The organism is Deltaproteobacteria bacterium, from assembly GCA_029210625.1.
GTDB lineage: Bacteria > Myxococcota > Myxococcia > SLRQ01 > SLRQ01 > JARGFU01.
In genome coordinates this window covers 1-13924 of record JARGFU010000012.1, presented here as the reverse complement: position 1 = coordinate 13924, position 13924 = coordinate 1, and the positions used below count along the sequence as shown (strand labels likewise).

Below are 13924 nucleotides of genomic sequence, written 5' to 3'. Positions count from 1 at the left end.
GTTCAGGATATGAACACTCCACTCCGCGGCGGCCCCGCGCAGCAGGCCAGCAGGCGACGGATCCTGCACCTGCGGGCTCCCGGGAAATGGCACGTAGCTTGCCAAGGGGGGCACCGACTGCTCAAATGATGCGATGCGCCGAAGGCCCCCTCGCCAGTGGGCCCGCGCACTCTTCGGGAGGATTGTGATGAGGTGGATGAGATGGGGAGCCTTCGGGCTCTCGGCCCTGCTGATCGCCGCTTGTAGCGGCAACGGGAACCAGAACGTCGGCTCGAAGGAGGACGCCTTCGAGGGCACCGACATCAAGGCCGACTGCTTCGACTGCGATCCGGCCGACCTGGCCTCGGCCTACGAGCAGGCCGAGCTCGGCCGCACCGGCTTCCTGCGGACCGGCCACACCTGGCAGGTCGCCTACCAGTTCCGCGCCGATCGTCGCCTCGAGCGCCGCGACGTGGGGCCGGACGAGGCGGTGAACGCGGGTGCGCTCGGTGACCTCTTCCTCCTCGACTACCGGGTCGGTGGCCTCGAGCGGCGGGTCATCGGCGACTACAAGCGCAGCGTCGCCCGGATCGAGATCCAGCAGGCCTCGGAGGCCGGCCCCTACGCGGGCCTGGTCGCCCCCGAGCGCCTCGACACCTTCACCTACCAGGTCGATCTGCTCATGGACGACCTCTTCCGCGGCGTCGCCAAGGTCTACTACGACCGCAACTTCCCCCACGGCCGCTACGTCGAGATGGGCGAGGGCAGCCGGGTCCGGGCCGCGATGGATCCCTTCCCGGTGGAGGTCCCCAACGTGACCGTCGAGGGCCGCGACACGCGCAGCCTGCCGGCCCTCTCGGCCGAGCTGACCGCCGTGGCCAACAAGGCCGCCGAGCTCGGGCGCCTGCCGGCCGACTGGCAGACCCGCAGCTATCGCTACTTCAAGTTCGACCTCGAGGGTGGGGTGGAGGAGGTCTACTGGGCCTCCGGTGACCTGTGGCCCTCGTTCGTCACCGGCGCCCGGGGCGATGCCCTGCTCGTCTGGCAGCTGGAGCCGTAGGAGGAGATGACCATGAAGACCACGAAGATTCTCCTCTCGACCCTGCTCCTCTCGGCCCTCGTCGCCCCCCGGGCGTCGCTGGCCAACGCCAACGACCGCTTCGGTGAGACCCGGGTGGACCGGCTGCACCCCGAGGCGACGATGGATGGCGGCGTGCTCCTCGACGGCGCGCAGGTCTCCAAGGTGCCGTGGGTGGGCTCCTGGTGGGCCTACAAGAACAACGGCATCGCGAACTGCTGGGACGTCTCCGGCGCCGACGACTGCTACGAGGACACCCGGGCGACCTCCCCGTCCGAGAAGCTGGACGAGTGGCTCGGGCGCACCGACAAGATCGATCGCGCCGACGTGAAGGCCTACCTGGGCCAGACCGCGGCCCTCGATCCCCTGACCAACGAGAAGCGGGACCTGATCACCAAGATCAACCGGTGGATGGCCTCGAATCCGGATGGGAACTGGCGGGAGCAGCCCGACGGCATCCGCTACCTGGAGGTGGTCGAGGAGATCAAGAACCTCCAGAACAGCCTGCCCGCCGTGAACGTCGACACCGCGACCGAGTGGGAGATCCTGAACCACGGTCAGGGCGTCCCTGGCGTCGGCGGCTGGTGGGGTCACTGCAACGCGTGGTCCGCCGCGGCGATCATGGACCCGGAGCCCCGCGTCGCGACGACCGTCGGTGGCATCGAGTTCACGCCGGCCGACGTGAAGGGCTACCTGGCCGAGGCCTGGATGGAGCAGCGCTCCTCCTTCCACGGCTCCCGCGCCAACGAGGACCCCTGGGACAAGAACAGCGACGGGAAGACCGACTGGGCGGACACCGAGGTGGCCTACAAGGACCTGACCCCGGCCTCCTTCCACATCTTCCTGGCCGACCAGATCGGGAACAAGGACAAGTCCTTCGTCATCGACCGCTACACCGGCGACCAGGTCTGGAACCAGCCCATGCGGGCCTACCAGACCCGGATGGAGCCCCTCTACGAGGGCGAGACCGCCATGAAGCGGCAGGTGAAGCAGACCTCCTACTCCTACAACGGCACCGGCTCCGAGAAGGACACCGGGGAGAAGGACGTCTATCCGGTCCTGGTCACCACGACCTTCCACTGGATCACCGACGGCCTGCCCCACAACGCCCTCAACGTCGCCGAGATCACCCACCGCGACGATCGCGGTGAGTTCGCCGACTCGTGGGCCATCCGGCGCAAGTACGACGACCAGGTCGAGATCCGGACGCTGACCTACGAGCTCTGGCTCTCCCGGCCCCTGGGCGACGAGAAGGCCCAGATCATCGGCGACGGTGAGTGGAAGCACGGCTCGATGATCGGCAACCAGAACCACCCCGACTTCGCCTGGCAGCCCCAGGGGCAGTCCCCCTCGCAGCGGGACTACGAGAACCCCTACGTGCCCTACGACCGGATCGTCTCCGAGATCCTGCCGAATATGTTCCACACCGTGGCGCCGACGCCGACCCCGGGTGGGCTCGTGAAGCAGTCCACCGAGGCCCAGGACATCCCGGACAACGACAGCACGGGCATCACCTCCGAGATCGAGGTCAGCGAGGACGTCGAGATCACCAGCCTGGTGGTCGTCCCGAACATCACCCACACCTACCGGGGCGATCTCGAGATCACCCTGCGCAAGGGCCGGCGCTGGAAGACCATCAAGCGCAAGGGTGAGGGCGGCTCGGCCGACGATCTCAAGGATCCCATCGACGTGCCCCACTACATCGGTGACACCACCGCGGGCACCTGGCGCCTCCAGGTCAAGGACCGGGCCGGCCAGGACGTGGGCAAGCTCGAGGGCTGGCAGCTGATCTTCAACCAGTAGCGCCAGGCACCCTCGCGTGGAGCCAGAGGCCCGCTACCGCCCACGGCGGGGCGGGCCTCTCCTTTGGTTCCTACTTCAGGACCTCGAGCCAGCGCTGCTGGTCGCAGCGCTCGACCACCTTCAGGAAGGCGCCGTAGCGGGCGTCCATCCACTCGGCCCGGGTCCGCAGCGCGAGGGCCTCGTCGATCCGGGGGCGCTGCGCCTCGAGCTCCTCGTAGCGGGCCTTCACCTCCTGCAGCTTCGGGCTCTGCTCGACCAGGGAGGCCGGGAGGCCGGCCTCGGCGAGGAGGGCGGCGAAGTCGAAGGGGGGCTGGGTGCGGACGGGCAGGGGGAGGTCGTCGCGGAAGCTGTAGGCGGTGGCCTCGATCCGCACGCTGCCGCCCCCGAGCTTCACGGAGCGCACGAAGAGCCGGCGGCCGAGGTGGCCCCTTTGCTCGAACCAGGCCTCGGCCTTGCCGAGGTCGGCCGGCTCGAGGACGAGGGTGAGGTGCTCCTCGCGCAGGAGGGCGGCCTCGGGCCAGGCGACCGGCTCGTCCGGGCCGACCCGGGCCGGTAGGGTGGGGACCGGCGCCGCCACCTTCTTCACCTCGAGCCTCGGGGTGAGCCCCATCTGGATGGCCTGGTCCTCGAGCCGCTGGCGCAGGGCCCCGGCGTCGGGCTTCTCCGGGATCTGGCGATCGATCTCCAGCCCCGCCCAGATCTTCGGGTACTTGTGATCGAGGTCGCCCTGATAGGCGCCGCGGTTGAGGATCAGCGCCTCGAAGCGGGCGGCGTCGATCTTGGAGCGGGCCCAGAGCTCCTGGATCCTACGCGCCTCCTCCGCCGAGGGCTTCTTCGGGCAGCCGGTGCCGAGGAGGGCGAGGAAGAGGAGGGCGAGGAGGGGGCGCATGAGCGTCGAGCCTAGCCGATCGCCCTCTGGTAGACCCGCATCGTCTTGTACTTCGTCGAGCCGAGCGCCTCGATCGGCCGGTTGATGAGGTCGTTGTCCTCGAGGGTCCAGCCCATCTCGCAGGCGGTGTAGCCGTGGGCCGAGCCCACGTCGTAGGTCCGCAGGATCAGCTGCTCGGTGATGCCCCGCCGGCGGTAGCCCGGGAGGATGCCGAGGGTGATGAGGCGGATCGTCCGGATCTTGTTCTTGTAATAGAGCAGCTTGCCCAGCCCGATGGGCAGCCCGAAGGTGGTGAGCTTGCCGTCGGGGAGGTGGCGCAGCACCTCGTTGATGTCGGGCAGGGCCAGGGAGAAGCCCACCGGCTTGCCCTCGACCTCGGCGAAGAGCAGCAGGTTGGTGTCGATGAGGAGCTTCATCTCCTTGGCGAGGTGCTCGAACTCCGGCTCGGTCATCTTCACGAAGCCCCAGTTGTCCTCCCAGGCCTCGTTGTAGATGTGCATGAGGTGCTGCACCTCGTTCTCGTAGTCCTTCAGGTTCGCGGAGCGGATGGTGACGCCGCCGCGCTTGGCCATCCGCTCGGCGAGCTTGCGCCAGCGCTCGGGGGGCTCCTGCTCCTTCGTGAGCCACCAGGCCCAGAGGTCCTTCACCTTCTCGAAGCCGGTCTCCTCGAAGAGGCGCTGATAGTAGGGAGGGTTGTGGGGCATCATCACCCGGGGCGGGGTGTCGAAGCCGTCGATCAGCAGGCCCCAGTTGTAGTTCGAGGAGTAGTCCAGCGGGCCGAGCACGGTGTCGCGGCCCTTCGCCTTGCCCCAGGCCGCGACGGCGTCGAAGAGGGCGCCGGCGACCCCCACGTCGTCGATGGCGTCGAACATCCCGGCGCCCACCTGGTTGGTCTCGTGGACCTCGTTGTAGCGGGGGTCGTCGCTGGCCATGATCCGGCCGACCACCTCGTCGCCCCGCCAGGCCAGGAAGAGCTCGGCGTCACCGTGGAGATAGAAGGGGTGCTTCTTGCGGTCGAGGAAGTCCTTGCGGTCCATCACCAGGGGCGGGACCCAGGCCGGATCGCCCTCGAGGACCTTCCAGGGGAACTTGATGAAGGCGCGGCGCTCGGCGCTCGTGCGGACCGGGCGGACTTCCAGGTTGTTGGCGGCCATCGGACCCTCCTCCACCCCCGGCGAGGGGTGTCCGGGCGTTCTGCGGCATCCTCCCGGAAGGGTCAAGGTCCCGGCGGCGCGGCGCCTTGCGGCCCCGGGGTCCATTGGCGACACTGCGCGGGTCATGCCCTCCGAGCCCGCCCCCCACGAGCACCCGAGCCCGCCGACCGACAAGCGGGGGCGGCTGGTCGCGGCCCTGGCCTCCCTGGTCGTGGGCGTCGCCCTGCTGATCACCAAGCTGGTGGCCTGGCGCCTCACCGGCTCTGCGGCGGTGCTCTCGGACGCCCTCGAGGGCATCGTGAACGTCGCGGCCGCGGGCTTCGCCCTCTACTCGGTCTACCTCTCGGACAAGCCCCCGGACCTCGATCACCCCTACGGCCACGGCAAGGTCGAGTTCCTCTCGGCGGGCTTCGAGGGCGGGCTGATCTTCCTCGCCGGGGGGCTGATCCTCCACGAGTCCATCGATCGGCTGATCGTCGGCGGCGAGCTGCAGCGCATCGGGCTGGGCCTGATCCTGATCACCGGCGCCGCGGTGGTGAACCTGCTCCTGGGCCTCTACCTGATCCGGGTGGGCAAGCGCACCGGCTCCCTCACCCTGGTGGCCGACGGGAAGCACCTGCTCACCGACGTCTGGACCTCGGGCGCCAGCGTGGTGGCCCTGGTGGCGGTCTGGCTCACCTCCTTCGGCTGGCTCGATCCGGTCATCGCCATCCTGGCGGCGCTGAACATCCTGCGGATCGGCGCCGGGCTCTTCCGGGAGGCGGTGAAGGGCATCATGGACACGGCGGATCCCGACGACCTGGCGAAGGTCTCGCGGCTCCTCCAGGCGGTCGACCACCCCCTCTTCCGCGGCTGGGCTCGCCTGCGGGCCCGCCACCAGGGCGCGCTCCACCACGTGGACTTCGTCCTCTACGTCCCCGACGACACCACCGTCGCCGAGGGGCACGGGCTCGCGGATCACGTCGAGGCGGTGATCGTGGACGGGCTCGGCCAGGCCGAGGTCATCTGTCACGTCGAGCCCGAGTCGCTGCGCATCATCGCCCGGCCACCCTGAAACCCGGAATCCACGATGTCCATCAACTTCCGGAGCGACAACGAGTCCCCGGCCGCCGAGGCGATCCTGGAGGCCCTGGTCGCGGCCAACACCGGGTCCGCCTGGGCCTATGGCGAGGACGACTGGACGGCGGCCCTCGAGGAGGCCTTCGGCGCCCTCTTCGAGTGCGAGACCACGGTGGTGCCCCTGGGCACCGGCACCGCGGCCAACAGCATCGCCCTGGCGGCCCTCTGTCCGCCCTGGGGCTCGGTCTACTGCCACCGCGAGGCGCACATCCACGGTGACGAGGGCGGCGCGCCCGAGTTCTACGGCCAGGGCCTGCGGATCGTCCCGGTCGAGGGGCCCGGGGGAAAGCTCCAGCCCGAGGCCCTGGAGGCGGCGCTGCGGGCCAACACCGGCCACGGGGTGCACAGCTATGCGCCGGCGGCCCTCAGCCTGACCCAGAGCACCGAGTGCGGGACCGTCTACCGTCCCGGGGAGCTGGCGGCCCTCACCGCCCTGGCCCGGGAGCGAGGGATGGGCACCCACCTCGACGGCGCGCGCTTCGCGAACGCCGTGGCCCACCTCGGCTGCGCGCCGGCCGACCTCACCTGGCGCGCGGGGATCGACCTGCTCTCCTTCGGCGCCAGCAAGAACGGCTGCCTGGCCGCCGAGGCCCTGGTGATCTTCGACCGGCCCGAGCTGCGCGAGCGGGTCGAGCGGCTGCGCAAGCGCGGCGGTCACCTCTTCTCGAAGATGCGCTACCCCTCGGCCCAGCTCCTGGCCTACCTCGAGGGGGGGCGCTGGCTGGAGCTCGCCGCCCGGGCGAACGGGCAGGCGAGCGCCTTCGCCCGGACCGTCTCGACGCACGGCGAGGCCCGGCTGGCCTACCCGGTCGAGGCCAACGAGGTCTTCGTGATCTGGAACCCGGCGGGCTTCGAGCGGCTCGAGGCCGCCGGGATGGAGTTCCACCGCTGGCCCGGCCGGGAGGACCTGGCGCGCTTCGTCTTCTCCCACGCCACCACCGACGCCGAGACCGGCGCCCTCTGCGCGGCGCTGGACGGCTGAGGCCGGCCCAGGCCCCGCAACCCCCCGAGAGATCCTCATGCGCACGCTCAGCTCGATCGTCTTCCTGTCCTCGCTCCTCCTCCTCGTCGCCTGTCCGGAGGGCGGCGGCGTGCCCGACGGCGGAGGCTCCGACGCGGGGGACATCCAGGACGGAGGGGGCGGGGCGGACGGCGGCGCCACCGACGCCGGGGATCGCGACGGCGGGAGCATCGACGGCGGCGGCACTGTCTCCTGCGCCGATCCCGACGCGGCCTTCTGCCTCTCCAACCTCGACTGCGGCGCCGGCGAGATCTGCGCCACCGACAGCACGGTGCCCGACGATCGCTGCTGCGCCCCCGGGACCCCCGGCAGCGGTCAGGTGAACGAGCCCTGCACCGAGCACGGCGAGTGCGCCTTCGGCCTCTGCATCCCGAGGGACGACGGCCAGGCCTTCTGCTCCGGCGAGTGCCTGGTCGACCTCGACTGCCCCTCCCGGATGTTCTGCAGCGACGTCTTCCACTGGTGCGTGCCGATGGACACCACCGTGCCGATCCAGAGCTGCGACGAGGTCTCCCTCGCCGTCTGCTTCTACAACGACAACTGCAGCGCCTCGACGCGATGCGAGGACGTGCGGGGCGATCCTGCCGACGAGCTGCTCTGCTGCACCGTGGGTGCCCGCGGGACGCTCGGCGTGGGCGAGGTCTGCGCCAGCCACGTGGACTGCGCCTTCGGCCGCTGCCTCGGCGGGCTCTGCAGCGAGCTCTGCGATCTCGACAACGATCCCTGCCCGCCGGCCACGATGATCTGCAACACGATCCGCGGGCTCTGCGAGCCGCTCTAGGAGTGATGACCATGGAAGAACGAATCACCGAGCTGGAGACCCTGGTCGGCTTCCAGGAGCAGACCCTCGAGCGCCTCTCCGCCGATCTCCTCGAGCAGGGAAGGGTCATCGTCGAGCTGGAGCGGCGCCTTCACGCCGTCGAGGAGAAGCTCGGCGCGATCCCGGTCAGCCCGGTGAAGGACGAGGCCGACGAGTCGCCACCCCCACACTACTAGGGGATCCCCCCCGGGCCGCCGGGCGCAGGCCGGACCGGGTGCGCGTCGTGCTTTCGAGATCCGGATCACGGGATCCGGAACGGGGCCGTTGGCCCCAATCAGCCGATGAGGCCCTGTTTTCGGCAGATCCAGCCCTGGCCCGGAAGTTGCTTATGTCTGGGCTCGATGAGAGTCCTCACCCCATCCCACCTGGCACGAGTCGCGGTCCTCGCGCTGCTCGGCCTGCTGCTCGCGCCCCGGCCGAGCCAGGCCGCCGAGGTTCCGCTCAACCTGCAGGCCGCGCTCTTCACCAAGATCTTCAAGCTGAACCAGAAGCTGGCCAGCAAGGGCGACGACCTCGAGCTCCTCATCGTCCACGCCCCCGGGCAGCTCTCGCAGGCCTACCAGGTGACCACCGCCTTCTCCCGGGCGGGGGTCCGCGCCCAGGCCGTCTCCACCACGAGCCTGCGCAGCAAGGTCTCCGGAGCGGACGTCGTCTACGTCATGAGCGGTGTCGACGCCGCGGAGGTGAGCGGACTCGTCGCCTCCAACGGTGTCCTCTCGATCGCGGGCAGCTCCGATCCGGTCGAGGGCGGGCAGGTCGCCGTCGGCGTGGAGCTGGGCCACGGCGGCCGCCCCAAGATCGTCTTGAACCTCCGCCGCGCCAGCAACGAGACCCACACCTTCTCCTCCCAGCTGCTGCGCCTGGCCCGTATCGTCCACTGATAGGGGAATATGATGACCCTCACTCGCCCCCGGGCCTGGATCCTCGCCCTCGCCATCTCGTCACTCGCCGCTCCCTCCGGGCTCCGGGCCCAGGAGGAGCCGCCCCCCGAGGAGGCCATCGATGAGTACATGGCGATGTCCCTCGAGAACCTCCTCGACCTCCAGGTGACGGTGGCGACCAAGCTCGCCAAGAGCGCCCGGGAGTCCCCCGGGGTGATCACGGTCATCACCCGGGAGGAGCTCCTCGACGCCGGCGCCCGCGATCTGATCGACGTGATGCAGCTGGTCCCCGGCTTCTCCCCGGGCACCGACGTGGAGGGGGTCGTGGGCCTCGGCTTCCGCGGCACCTGGGGCTTCGAGGGCAAGGTGCTCCTCCTGCTCGATGGTCTCGAGATGAACGAGCGGGCCTACGCCAACCTCTTCCTCGGCAACCACTACCCCATCGAGGCCATCGAGCGCATCGAGATCATCCGGGGTCCCGGATCCGTGGTGTACGGTGGCTTCGCCGAGCTCGGCGTCATCAACGTCGTGACCCGCTCCGCCGACGACTTCCGCGGGATCTCCCTGACCGGCCACTACGGCCTGATGGAGCGCAGCTTCGGCCGCCGCACCCTCTCCCTGACCGCCGCCGAGAAGTTCGGGGAGCTGGGCGTCAGCCTCTCCGCCTACCTGGGGCAGGGCACCCGCAGCAACGGCACCGTCGAGACCTTCTACGGTGAGAGCTACGAGATGGACCCGGTCAACTCGGCCCTCGATCCGGCGATGGTCAACCTCGGCCTCACCTACAAGGGCCTGAAGCTGCGCTACATCCTGGACGGCTACCGGACCACCAACCGGATCGGCTTCGGCGACGAGCTCGCCCCCGAGGCTCTGCACAACGACCTGACCGGCCACTACGCCGGGGTCAGCTACGATTGGCGCCTGCTCGAGGGCCGGATGGTGATCACGCCGCAGTTCCAGTTCAAGCGGGTCCGGCCCTGGTACCAGCCCGAGGAGCTCGATCTCGATGTCTATGCGAGCGCCGCCTACACCTTCATCGACCAGACCTACACCACCTGGTCCGGGGGGGTGACGGCTGCCTACGACCTGCGCGAGGGGCTCAACCTGATGCTCGGCGTCCAGGGGCTCTTCGACCAGGCCATCGCCAACTCGCCGGGCCCCGACGGGCTCAACCTCTTCGGCGATGGCGAGGAGGTCACCTACTTCTCGGTGGCTGGCTTCGGGCAGATCCTCTGGGACAACCCCTGGGTCAACGTCGCCGCGGGCGTCCGCTACGAGAACCACAGTGCCACGCGGGCCTCCCTGGTACCCCGCCTGGGCCTCAACAAGGTCGTCGGCCCCTGGCACATCAAGTTCCAGGCGGCCCAGTCCTTCCGCACCCCGGCGGTGCAGCAGTTCGAGCTCGGCGTGACCGAGCTGCCCACCCCGACCACGCCGGACGAGGAGATCGCCTGGGGCATCGACCCCGAGAAGGCGACCGTCTTCGAGCTCGAGACCGGCTACCGCATCACCCAGCAGCTCTACGCCGGCATCAACCTCTTCGACACCACCCTCCAGGATCCGATCGTCTACTACTACGACTTCGATCGAGACGAGGAGTTCTACGCCAACCAGGGCCAGACCGGCTCGCGCGGCGTGGAGGCCGAGCTGCGCTTCCAGCACCCCGTGGTCAAGGCTCACCTGACCTACTCGTTCTACGCCGAGGCCGGGAAGAACGAGGTCGCCTCCTACGCAGTCGACGGCGAGAAGGGCCCGCTGCTGGGCTTCCCGCAGCACAAGGTCACGCTGCTCGCCCGGGTCACCCCGATCGAGGGGCTGAACGTCTCGGCCTCGCTGATCTTCATGAGCGAGCGCTTCGCCTACACCTCGGTGGACGCCAGCGACGAGCTGGTCCTCGGCCGTGAGGACCCGACCCTGCTCCTGAACCTCTACGCGCGCTACGCCATCCCGGGGGTCGAGGGCCTCGAGGTCGGGGTGGGGGCCTACGACCTCCTCGGCAGCGGCTACCGCTACGTCCAGCCCTACGACGGCTACCACGCGCCCTATCCCGCGCCGACGCGGGAGTTCGTGGGCAAGATCGGCTACACCCTCCGCTTCGACTAGGTGCTGCCCGGTCTTGCGTGCCGGGCTCCCGCGGCGGATACCTTCCGCCCATGATTTCCGAGATCTTCGATTCGTCCGCCTGGCGCCCGGTGGAGGGCTTCGACTTCACCGACATCACCTACCACCGGGCCGTGAAGCAGGGCACGGTGCGCATCGCCTTCGACCGCCCCGAGGTGCGCAACGCCTTCCGCCCCCAGACGGTGGACGAGCTCTTCACGGCCCTCGAACACGCGCGGCAGTGGTCCGACGTGGGCACGGTGCTGCTCACGGGCAACGGCCCGAGCCCCAAGGACGGCGGCTGGGCCTTCTGCAGCGGCGGTGACCAGCGCATCCGCGGCAAGGACGGCTACAAGTACGCCGAGGGGGTCGAGATCGATCCGGCCCGCCTCGGGCGCCTCCACATCCTCGAGGTGCAGCGCCTGATCCGCTTCATGCCCAAGGTGGTCATCTGCGTGGTGCCGGGCTGGGCCGTGGGCGGCGGGCACTCCCTGCACGTCGTCTGCGATCTGACCCTGGCCAGCAAGGAGCACGCGGTCTTCAAGCAGACCGACGCCGACGTCGCCAGCTTCGACGCGGGCTACGGTAGCGCCTACCTGGCCCGGATGGTCGGGCAGAAGCGGGCCCGGGAGATCTTCTTCCTGGGCCGCGACTACAGCGCCGACGACGCGTTCCAGATGGGCATGGTCAACGCCAGCGTGCCCCACGCCGAGCTCGAGGCCACGGCGCTGCAGTGGGCCTCCGAGATCAACGCCAAGAGCCCTACCGCCCAGCGGATGCTGAAGTTCGCCTTCAACCTCGTCGACGACGGGCTCGTCGGCCAGCAGATCTTCGCAGGCGAGGCGACCCGGCTGGCCTACGGCAACGACGAGGCGCAGGAGGGGCGGGACGCCTTCCTCGAGAAGCGGCCCCAGGACTTCTCGAAGTTCCCCTGGCACTACTGAGCCGCCTTGAGGATGGTCATACCCGGGGTTATACTGGGGACATGAAGACCGCCGTGTCCATCCCGGATGAGGTCTTCGCCGACGCCGATCGTTTGGCGAAGCGCCTCTCGAAGTCCCGAAGCCAGCTCTACGCGGAGGCCCTGGCCGAGTACATCGCGCGGCGGCAGGCCGACTCGGTGACCGCCCAGCTCGATGAGGTCCTCGAGGAGCTCCCCTCCGGGGAGAGGCGCTACACCAACTCGAGGGCGTTTCTCCGTCGAGCGGCCCGCTCGGTGGTGCGGGAGGAGGAGGGCGAGTGGTGATCTCCCAGGGCGAGGTCTGGTGGGCCGACCTCGGTGAACCGCGCGGCTCGGAGCCGGCCTTCCGGCGGCCGGTGCTGGTGATCCAGGGAAACCCCTACAACGCCAGCCGGCTCTCCACCGTCGTCTGCGTGGCCCTCACCAGCAACCAGAAGTGGTCGGCTGCGCCGGGCAGCGTCGTTCTCTCCCGGCGGGACACAGGGCTCTCCCGCGACTCGGTCGCGAACACCACCCAGCTGATGACCCTCGACCGCGACGATCTCGAGGATCGCACCGGAAGGATTCCCCGCCGGAAGCTCGAGCTGGTCTTCGCCGGCATCGACGTGCTGTTGGACCGATAGAGAGAATCAGGAGAGGGCCTGATCTTGGACCCTAGGTCCAAGCGCCGGACCGTCTGACCGGCGCCGGTCAACCGAACCCCCCGAAAGGACGAGGTTCACCGAAGCGGCACGCGCCATGAAGCGCCCGCCGCCCCTTGCCCGGCGTTCTCTCCACCGCACCGGAGCGCCCCTACCGCCCCCGCGCCCCGGCCCTCGGCCTCCTCCACCGCGTGGTGCGCACTCACCTCGCGGCCTTCCGGGAGCGGCGCCCGGACCTGCCCTTCCACGTCCTCCAGGCCTTCGAGGACTTCCTCGAGTGCGGAATCCTCGCCAACGGCTTCACCCGCCTGCGCTGCGCCGACTGCGGCCACGACAAGCTCCTGCCCTTCTCGTGCAAGGGCCGGCTCTGCCCCAGCTGCAACGGCCGCCGGATGTACGAGACCGCCGCCCATCTCGTCGACCGGGTGCTGCCCCCTGCGCCCTACCGCCAGTGGGTCCTCTCTCTGCCCAGGCGGGTCCGCTACCTCCTGGTGACCCGCAAGGAGCTGGTCTCACCGGTCCACGACGTCTATCTGCGGACGCTCTACACCTGGCACCGCAAGCGGGCCCGGGCGCAGGGCGTGAAGGCCCCCCTCTGCGGCGCCGTCACCTGCATCCAGCGCTTCGGTGATGCCCTCAACTTGAATCTCCACTTCCACAGCTTCCTCCCCGATGGAGTCTTCTTCCGCGAGACCGACACCGGGCCTCTCGTCTTCCACAGCCTCTGGCCCCCCACGATCGAGGACCTCGATGTGCTGGTGTCGAAGCTCTGGCGGAAGATCGGCAAGAAGCTGCGGGACCTCGGCGCCTGGGAGCCGCAGCTCGAGGACGAGCTCGATCCTGAACGTCACGTCCTGGGACGAGCCATCGGCGAGCAGCTCGTGGTCTTCGCACCCGGCGACGAGCCTCCCGAGCGCAAGGGCCTCTCCGCCTTCCACCTCGGCTACAGCCTGCATGCCGGGGTGGCGGTCGAGTCGTACGACCGCGAGGGCCTCGAGCGCATCCTGCGCTACGGGCTGCGTCCGCCCTTCGCGGAGGGGCGCCTGGACGAGGGCCCGAAGGGCGAGCTCTACTACCGGCTGCGCAAGCCGCTGGCGGACGGCCGCACGCACCTCCTCCTCGATCCTCTGGAGCTGATGGGCCGCCTGGCCAACCTGGTCCCCCCGAAGGGCCAGAACCTGGTGCGCTACCACGGCGTCTTCGCCCCGAACTCGAAGCACCGGCCAGCCCTCGCCCTCCTGGCGGCGAAGGCCACGGCCGAGCTTCCCTACCGGGCCCCCTCGCCTCCCGGGTACCCGCCGCTCCCCTTGAAGGCGCTGCCCGAGGGTGGTGGGGCCCACTGGAAGGGGATCGAGACTAACGTCGAGGTCCGCCCCCGCCGGATCCCCTGGGCCGAGTTGCTGAAGCGCGTCTTCCAGGCGGACTGCGGATTTCGGTCGATCGTGAACACCCAGATCGGCCGAACGTGAACACCTAGA

14 protein-coding genes are annotated in these 13924 nt (G+C 69.6%); 12 read left to right on the top strand and 2 right to left on the bottom strand.

The features are described from left to right. The first annotated feature begins 196 nt into the window (after positions 1 to 196). A complete protein-coding gene (locus P1V51_12585) occupies positions 197 to 1039 on the top strand; it encodes a hypothetical protein (protein MDF1563877.1) in 843 nt (280 codons plus the stop codon). 12 nt (positions 1040 to 1051) lie between these two features. Further along, the gene (locus P1V51_12580) at positions 1052 to 2860 is read left to right on the top strand and encodes a proprotein convertase P-domain-containing protein (GenBank protein ID MDF1563876.1); all 1809 of its coding nucleotides are present in this window, start codon (positions 1052 to 1054) and stop codon (positions 2858 to 2860) included. Positions 2861 to 2930: 70 nt separating this feature from the next. On the opposite strand, the gene P1V51_12575 is transcribed toward P1V51_12580, so the two are convergent. Together P1V51_12575 and P1V51_12570 are read right to left on the bottom strand one after the other, a co-directional pair. Then, positions 2931 to 3749: a hypothetical protein gene (locus P1V51_12575; GenBank protein MDF1563875.1), complete on the bottom strand. Its 819-nt coding sequence runs from the start codon at positions 3747 to 3749 to the stop codon at positions 2931 to 2933. Between the two features lie 11 nt (positions 3750 to 3760). Beyond that, the gene (locus P1V51_12570) at positions 3761 to 4903 is read right to left on the bottom strand and encodes an N-acetyltransferase (GenBank protein ID MDF1563874.1); all 1143 of its coding nucleotides are present in this window, start codon (positions 4901 to 4903) and stop codon (positions 3761 to 3763) included. Positions 4904 to 5027: 124 nt separating this feature from the next. Here P1V51_12570 and P1V51_12565 point away from each other — a divergent pair, with 124 nt between their 5' ends. From P1V51_12565 to P1V51_12520, 10 genes are all read left to right on the top strand, one after another. After that, positions 5028 to 5957, top strand: a complete 930-nt coding sequence (locus P1V51_12565) for a cation diffusion facilitator family transporter (GenBank protein ID MDF1563873.1) — start codon at positions 5028 to 5030, stop codon at positions 5955 to 5957. A gap of 15 nt (positions 5958 to 5972) precedes the next feature. After that, positions 5973 to 7004, top strand: coding sequence for a beta-eliminating lyase-related protein (locus P1V51_12560; protein ID MDF1563872.1), 1032 nt, complete (start codon positions 5973 to 5975; stop codon positions 7002 to 7004). 37 nt (positions 7005 to 7041) lie between these two features. Then, entirely contained in the window at positions 7042 to 7824 is a 783-nt protein-coding gene (locus P1V51_12555; GenBank protein MDF1563871.1) for a hypothetical protein, read from the top strand. A gap of 11 nt (positions 7825 to 7835) precedes the next feature. Beyond that, entirely contained in the window at positions 7836 to 8039 is a 204-nt protein-coding gene (locus P1V51_12550; protein MDF1563870.1) for a SlyX family protein, read from the top strand. 165 nt (positions 8040 to 8204) lie between these two features. Then, positions 8205 to 8744, top strand: a complete 540-nt coding sequence (locus tag P1V51_12545) for a YfiR/HmsC family protein (protein ID MDF1563869.1) — start codon at positions 8205 to 8207, stop codon at positions 8742 to 8744. Between the two features lie 9 nt (positions 8745 to 8753). Then, positions 8754 to 10847 (top strand): TonB-dependent receptor, encoded by a 2094-nt coding sequence (locus P1V51_12540; protein ID MDF1563868.1) that lies wholly within the window; start codon positions 8754 to 8756, stop codon positions 10845 to 10847. 50 nt (positions 10848 to 10897) lie between these two features. Then, complete coding sequence (locus tag P1V51_12535; protein MDF1563867.1) at positions 10898 to 11788, top strand: 1,4-dihydroxy-2-naphthoyl-CoA synthase; 891 nt, start codon at positions 10898 to 10900, stop codon at positions 11786 to 11788. A 41-nt stretch (positions 11789 to 11829) separates the two neighbouring features. Continuing rightward, positions 11830 to 12090 (top strand): hypothetical protein, encoded by a 261-nt coding sequence (locus P1V51_12530; protein MDF1563866.1) that lies wholly within the window; start codon positions 11830 to 11832, stop codon positions 12088 to 12090. Further along, positions 12084 to 12428, top strand: a complete 345-nt coding sequence (locus tag P1V51_12525) for a type II toxin-antitoxin system PemK/MazF family toxin (protein MDF1563865.1) — start codon at positions 12084 to 12086, stop codon at positions 12426 to 12428. The genes P1V51_12530 and P1V51_12525 overlap by 7 nt, the downstream gene beginning before the upstream one ends. A gap of 134 nt (positions 12429 to 12562) precedes the next feature. Beyond that, positions 12563 to 13915 (top strand): transposase, encoded by a 1353-nt coding sequence (locus P1V51_12520; protein ID MDF1563864.1) that lies wholly within the window; start codon positions 12563 to 12565, stop codon positions 13913 to 13915. The last annotated feature ends 9 nt before the right edge of the window (positions 13916 to 13924 follow it).

Coding starts and splice junctions, on each gene's coding strand:
- P1V51_12585 (MDF1563877.1), top strand. CDS start 197: ATGAGATGGGGAGCCTTCGGGCTCTCGGCCCTGCTGATCGCCGCTTGT.
- P1V51_12580 (MDF1563876.1), top strand. CDS start 1,052: ATGAAGACCACGAAGATTCTCCTCTCGACCCTGCTCCTCTCGGCCCTC.
- P1V51_12575 (MDF1563875.1), bottom strand. CDS start 3,749: ATGCGCCCCCTCCTCGCCCTCCTCTTCCTCGCCCTCCTCGGCACCGGC.
- P1V51_12570 (MDF1563874.1), bottom strand. CDS start 4,903: ATGGCCGCCAACAACCTGGAAGTCCGCCCGGTCCGCACGAGCGCCGAG.
- P1V51_12565 (MDF1563873.1), top strand. CDS start 5,028: ATGCCCTCCGAGCCCGCCCCCCACGAGCACCCGAGCCCGCCGACCGAC.
- P1V51_12560 (MDF1563872.1), top strand. CDS start 5,973: ATGTCCATCAACTTCCGGAGCGACAACGAGTCCCCGGCCGCCGAGGCG.
- P1V51_12555 (MDF1563871.1), top strand. CDS start 7,042: ATGCGCACGCTCAGCTCGATCGTCTTCCTGTCCTCGCTCCTCCTCCTC.
- P1V51_12550 (MDF1563870.1), top strand. CDS start 7,836: ATGGAAGAACGAATCACCGAGCTGGAGACCCTGGTCGGCTTCCAGGAG.
- P1V51_12545 (MDF1563869.1), top strand. CDS start 8,205: ATGAGAGTCCTCACCCCATCCCACCTGGCACGAGTCGCGGTCCTCGCG.
- P1V51_12540 (MDF1563868.1), top strand. CDS start 8,754: ATGATGACCCTCACTCGCCCCCGGGCCTGGATCCTCGCCCTCGCCATC.
- P1V51_12535 (MDF1563867.1), top strand. CDS start 10,898: ATGATTTCCGAGATCTTCGATTCGTCCGCCTGGCGCCCGGTGGAGGGC.
- P1V51_12530 (MDF1563866.1), top strand. CDS start 11,830: ATGAAGACCGCCGTGTCCATCCCGGATGAGGTCTTCGCCGACGCCGAT.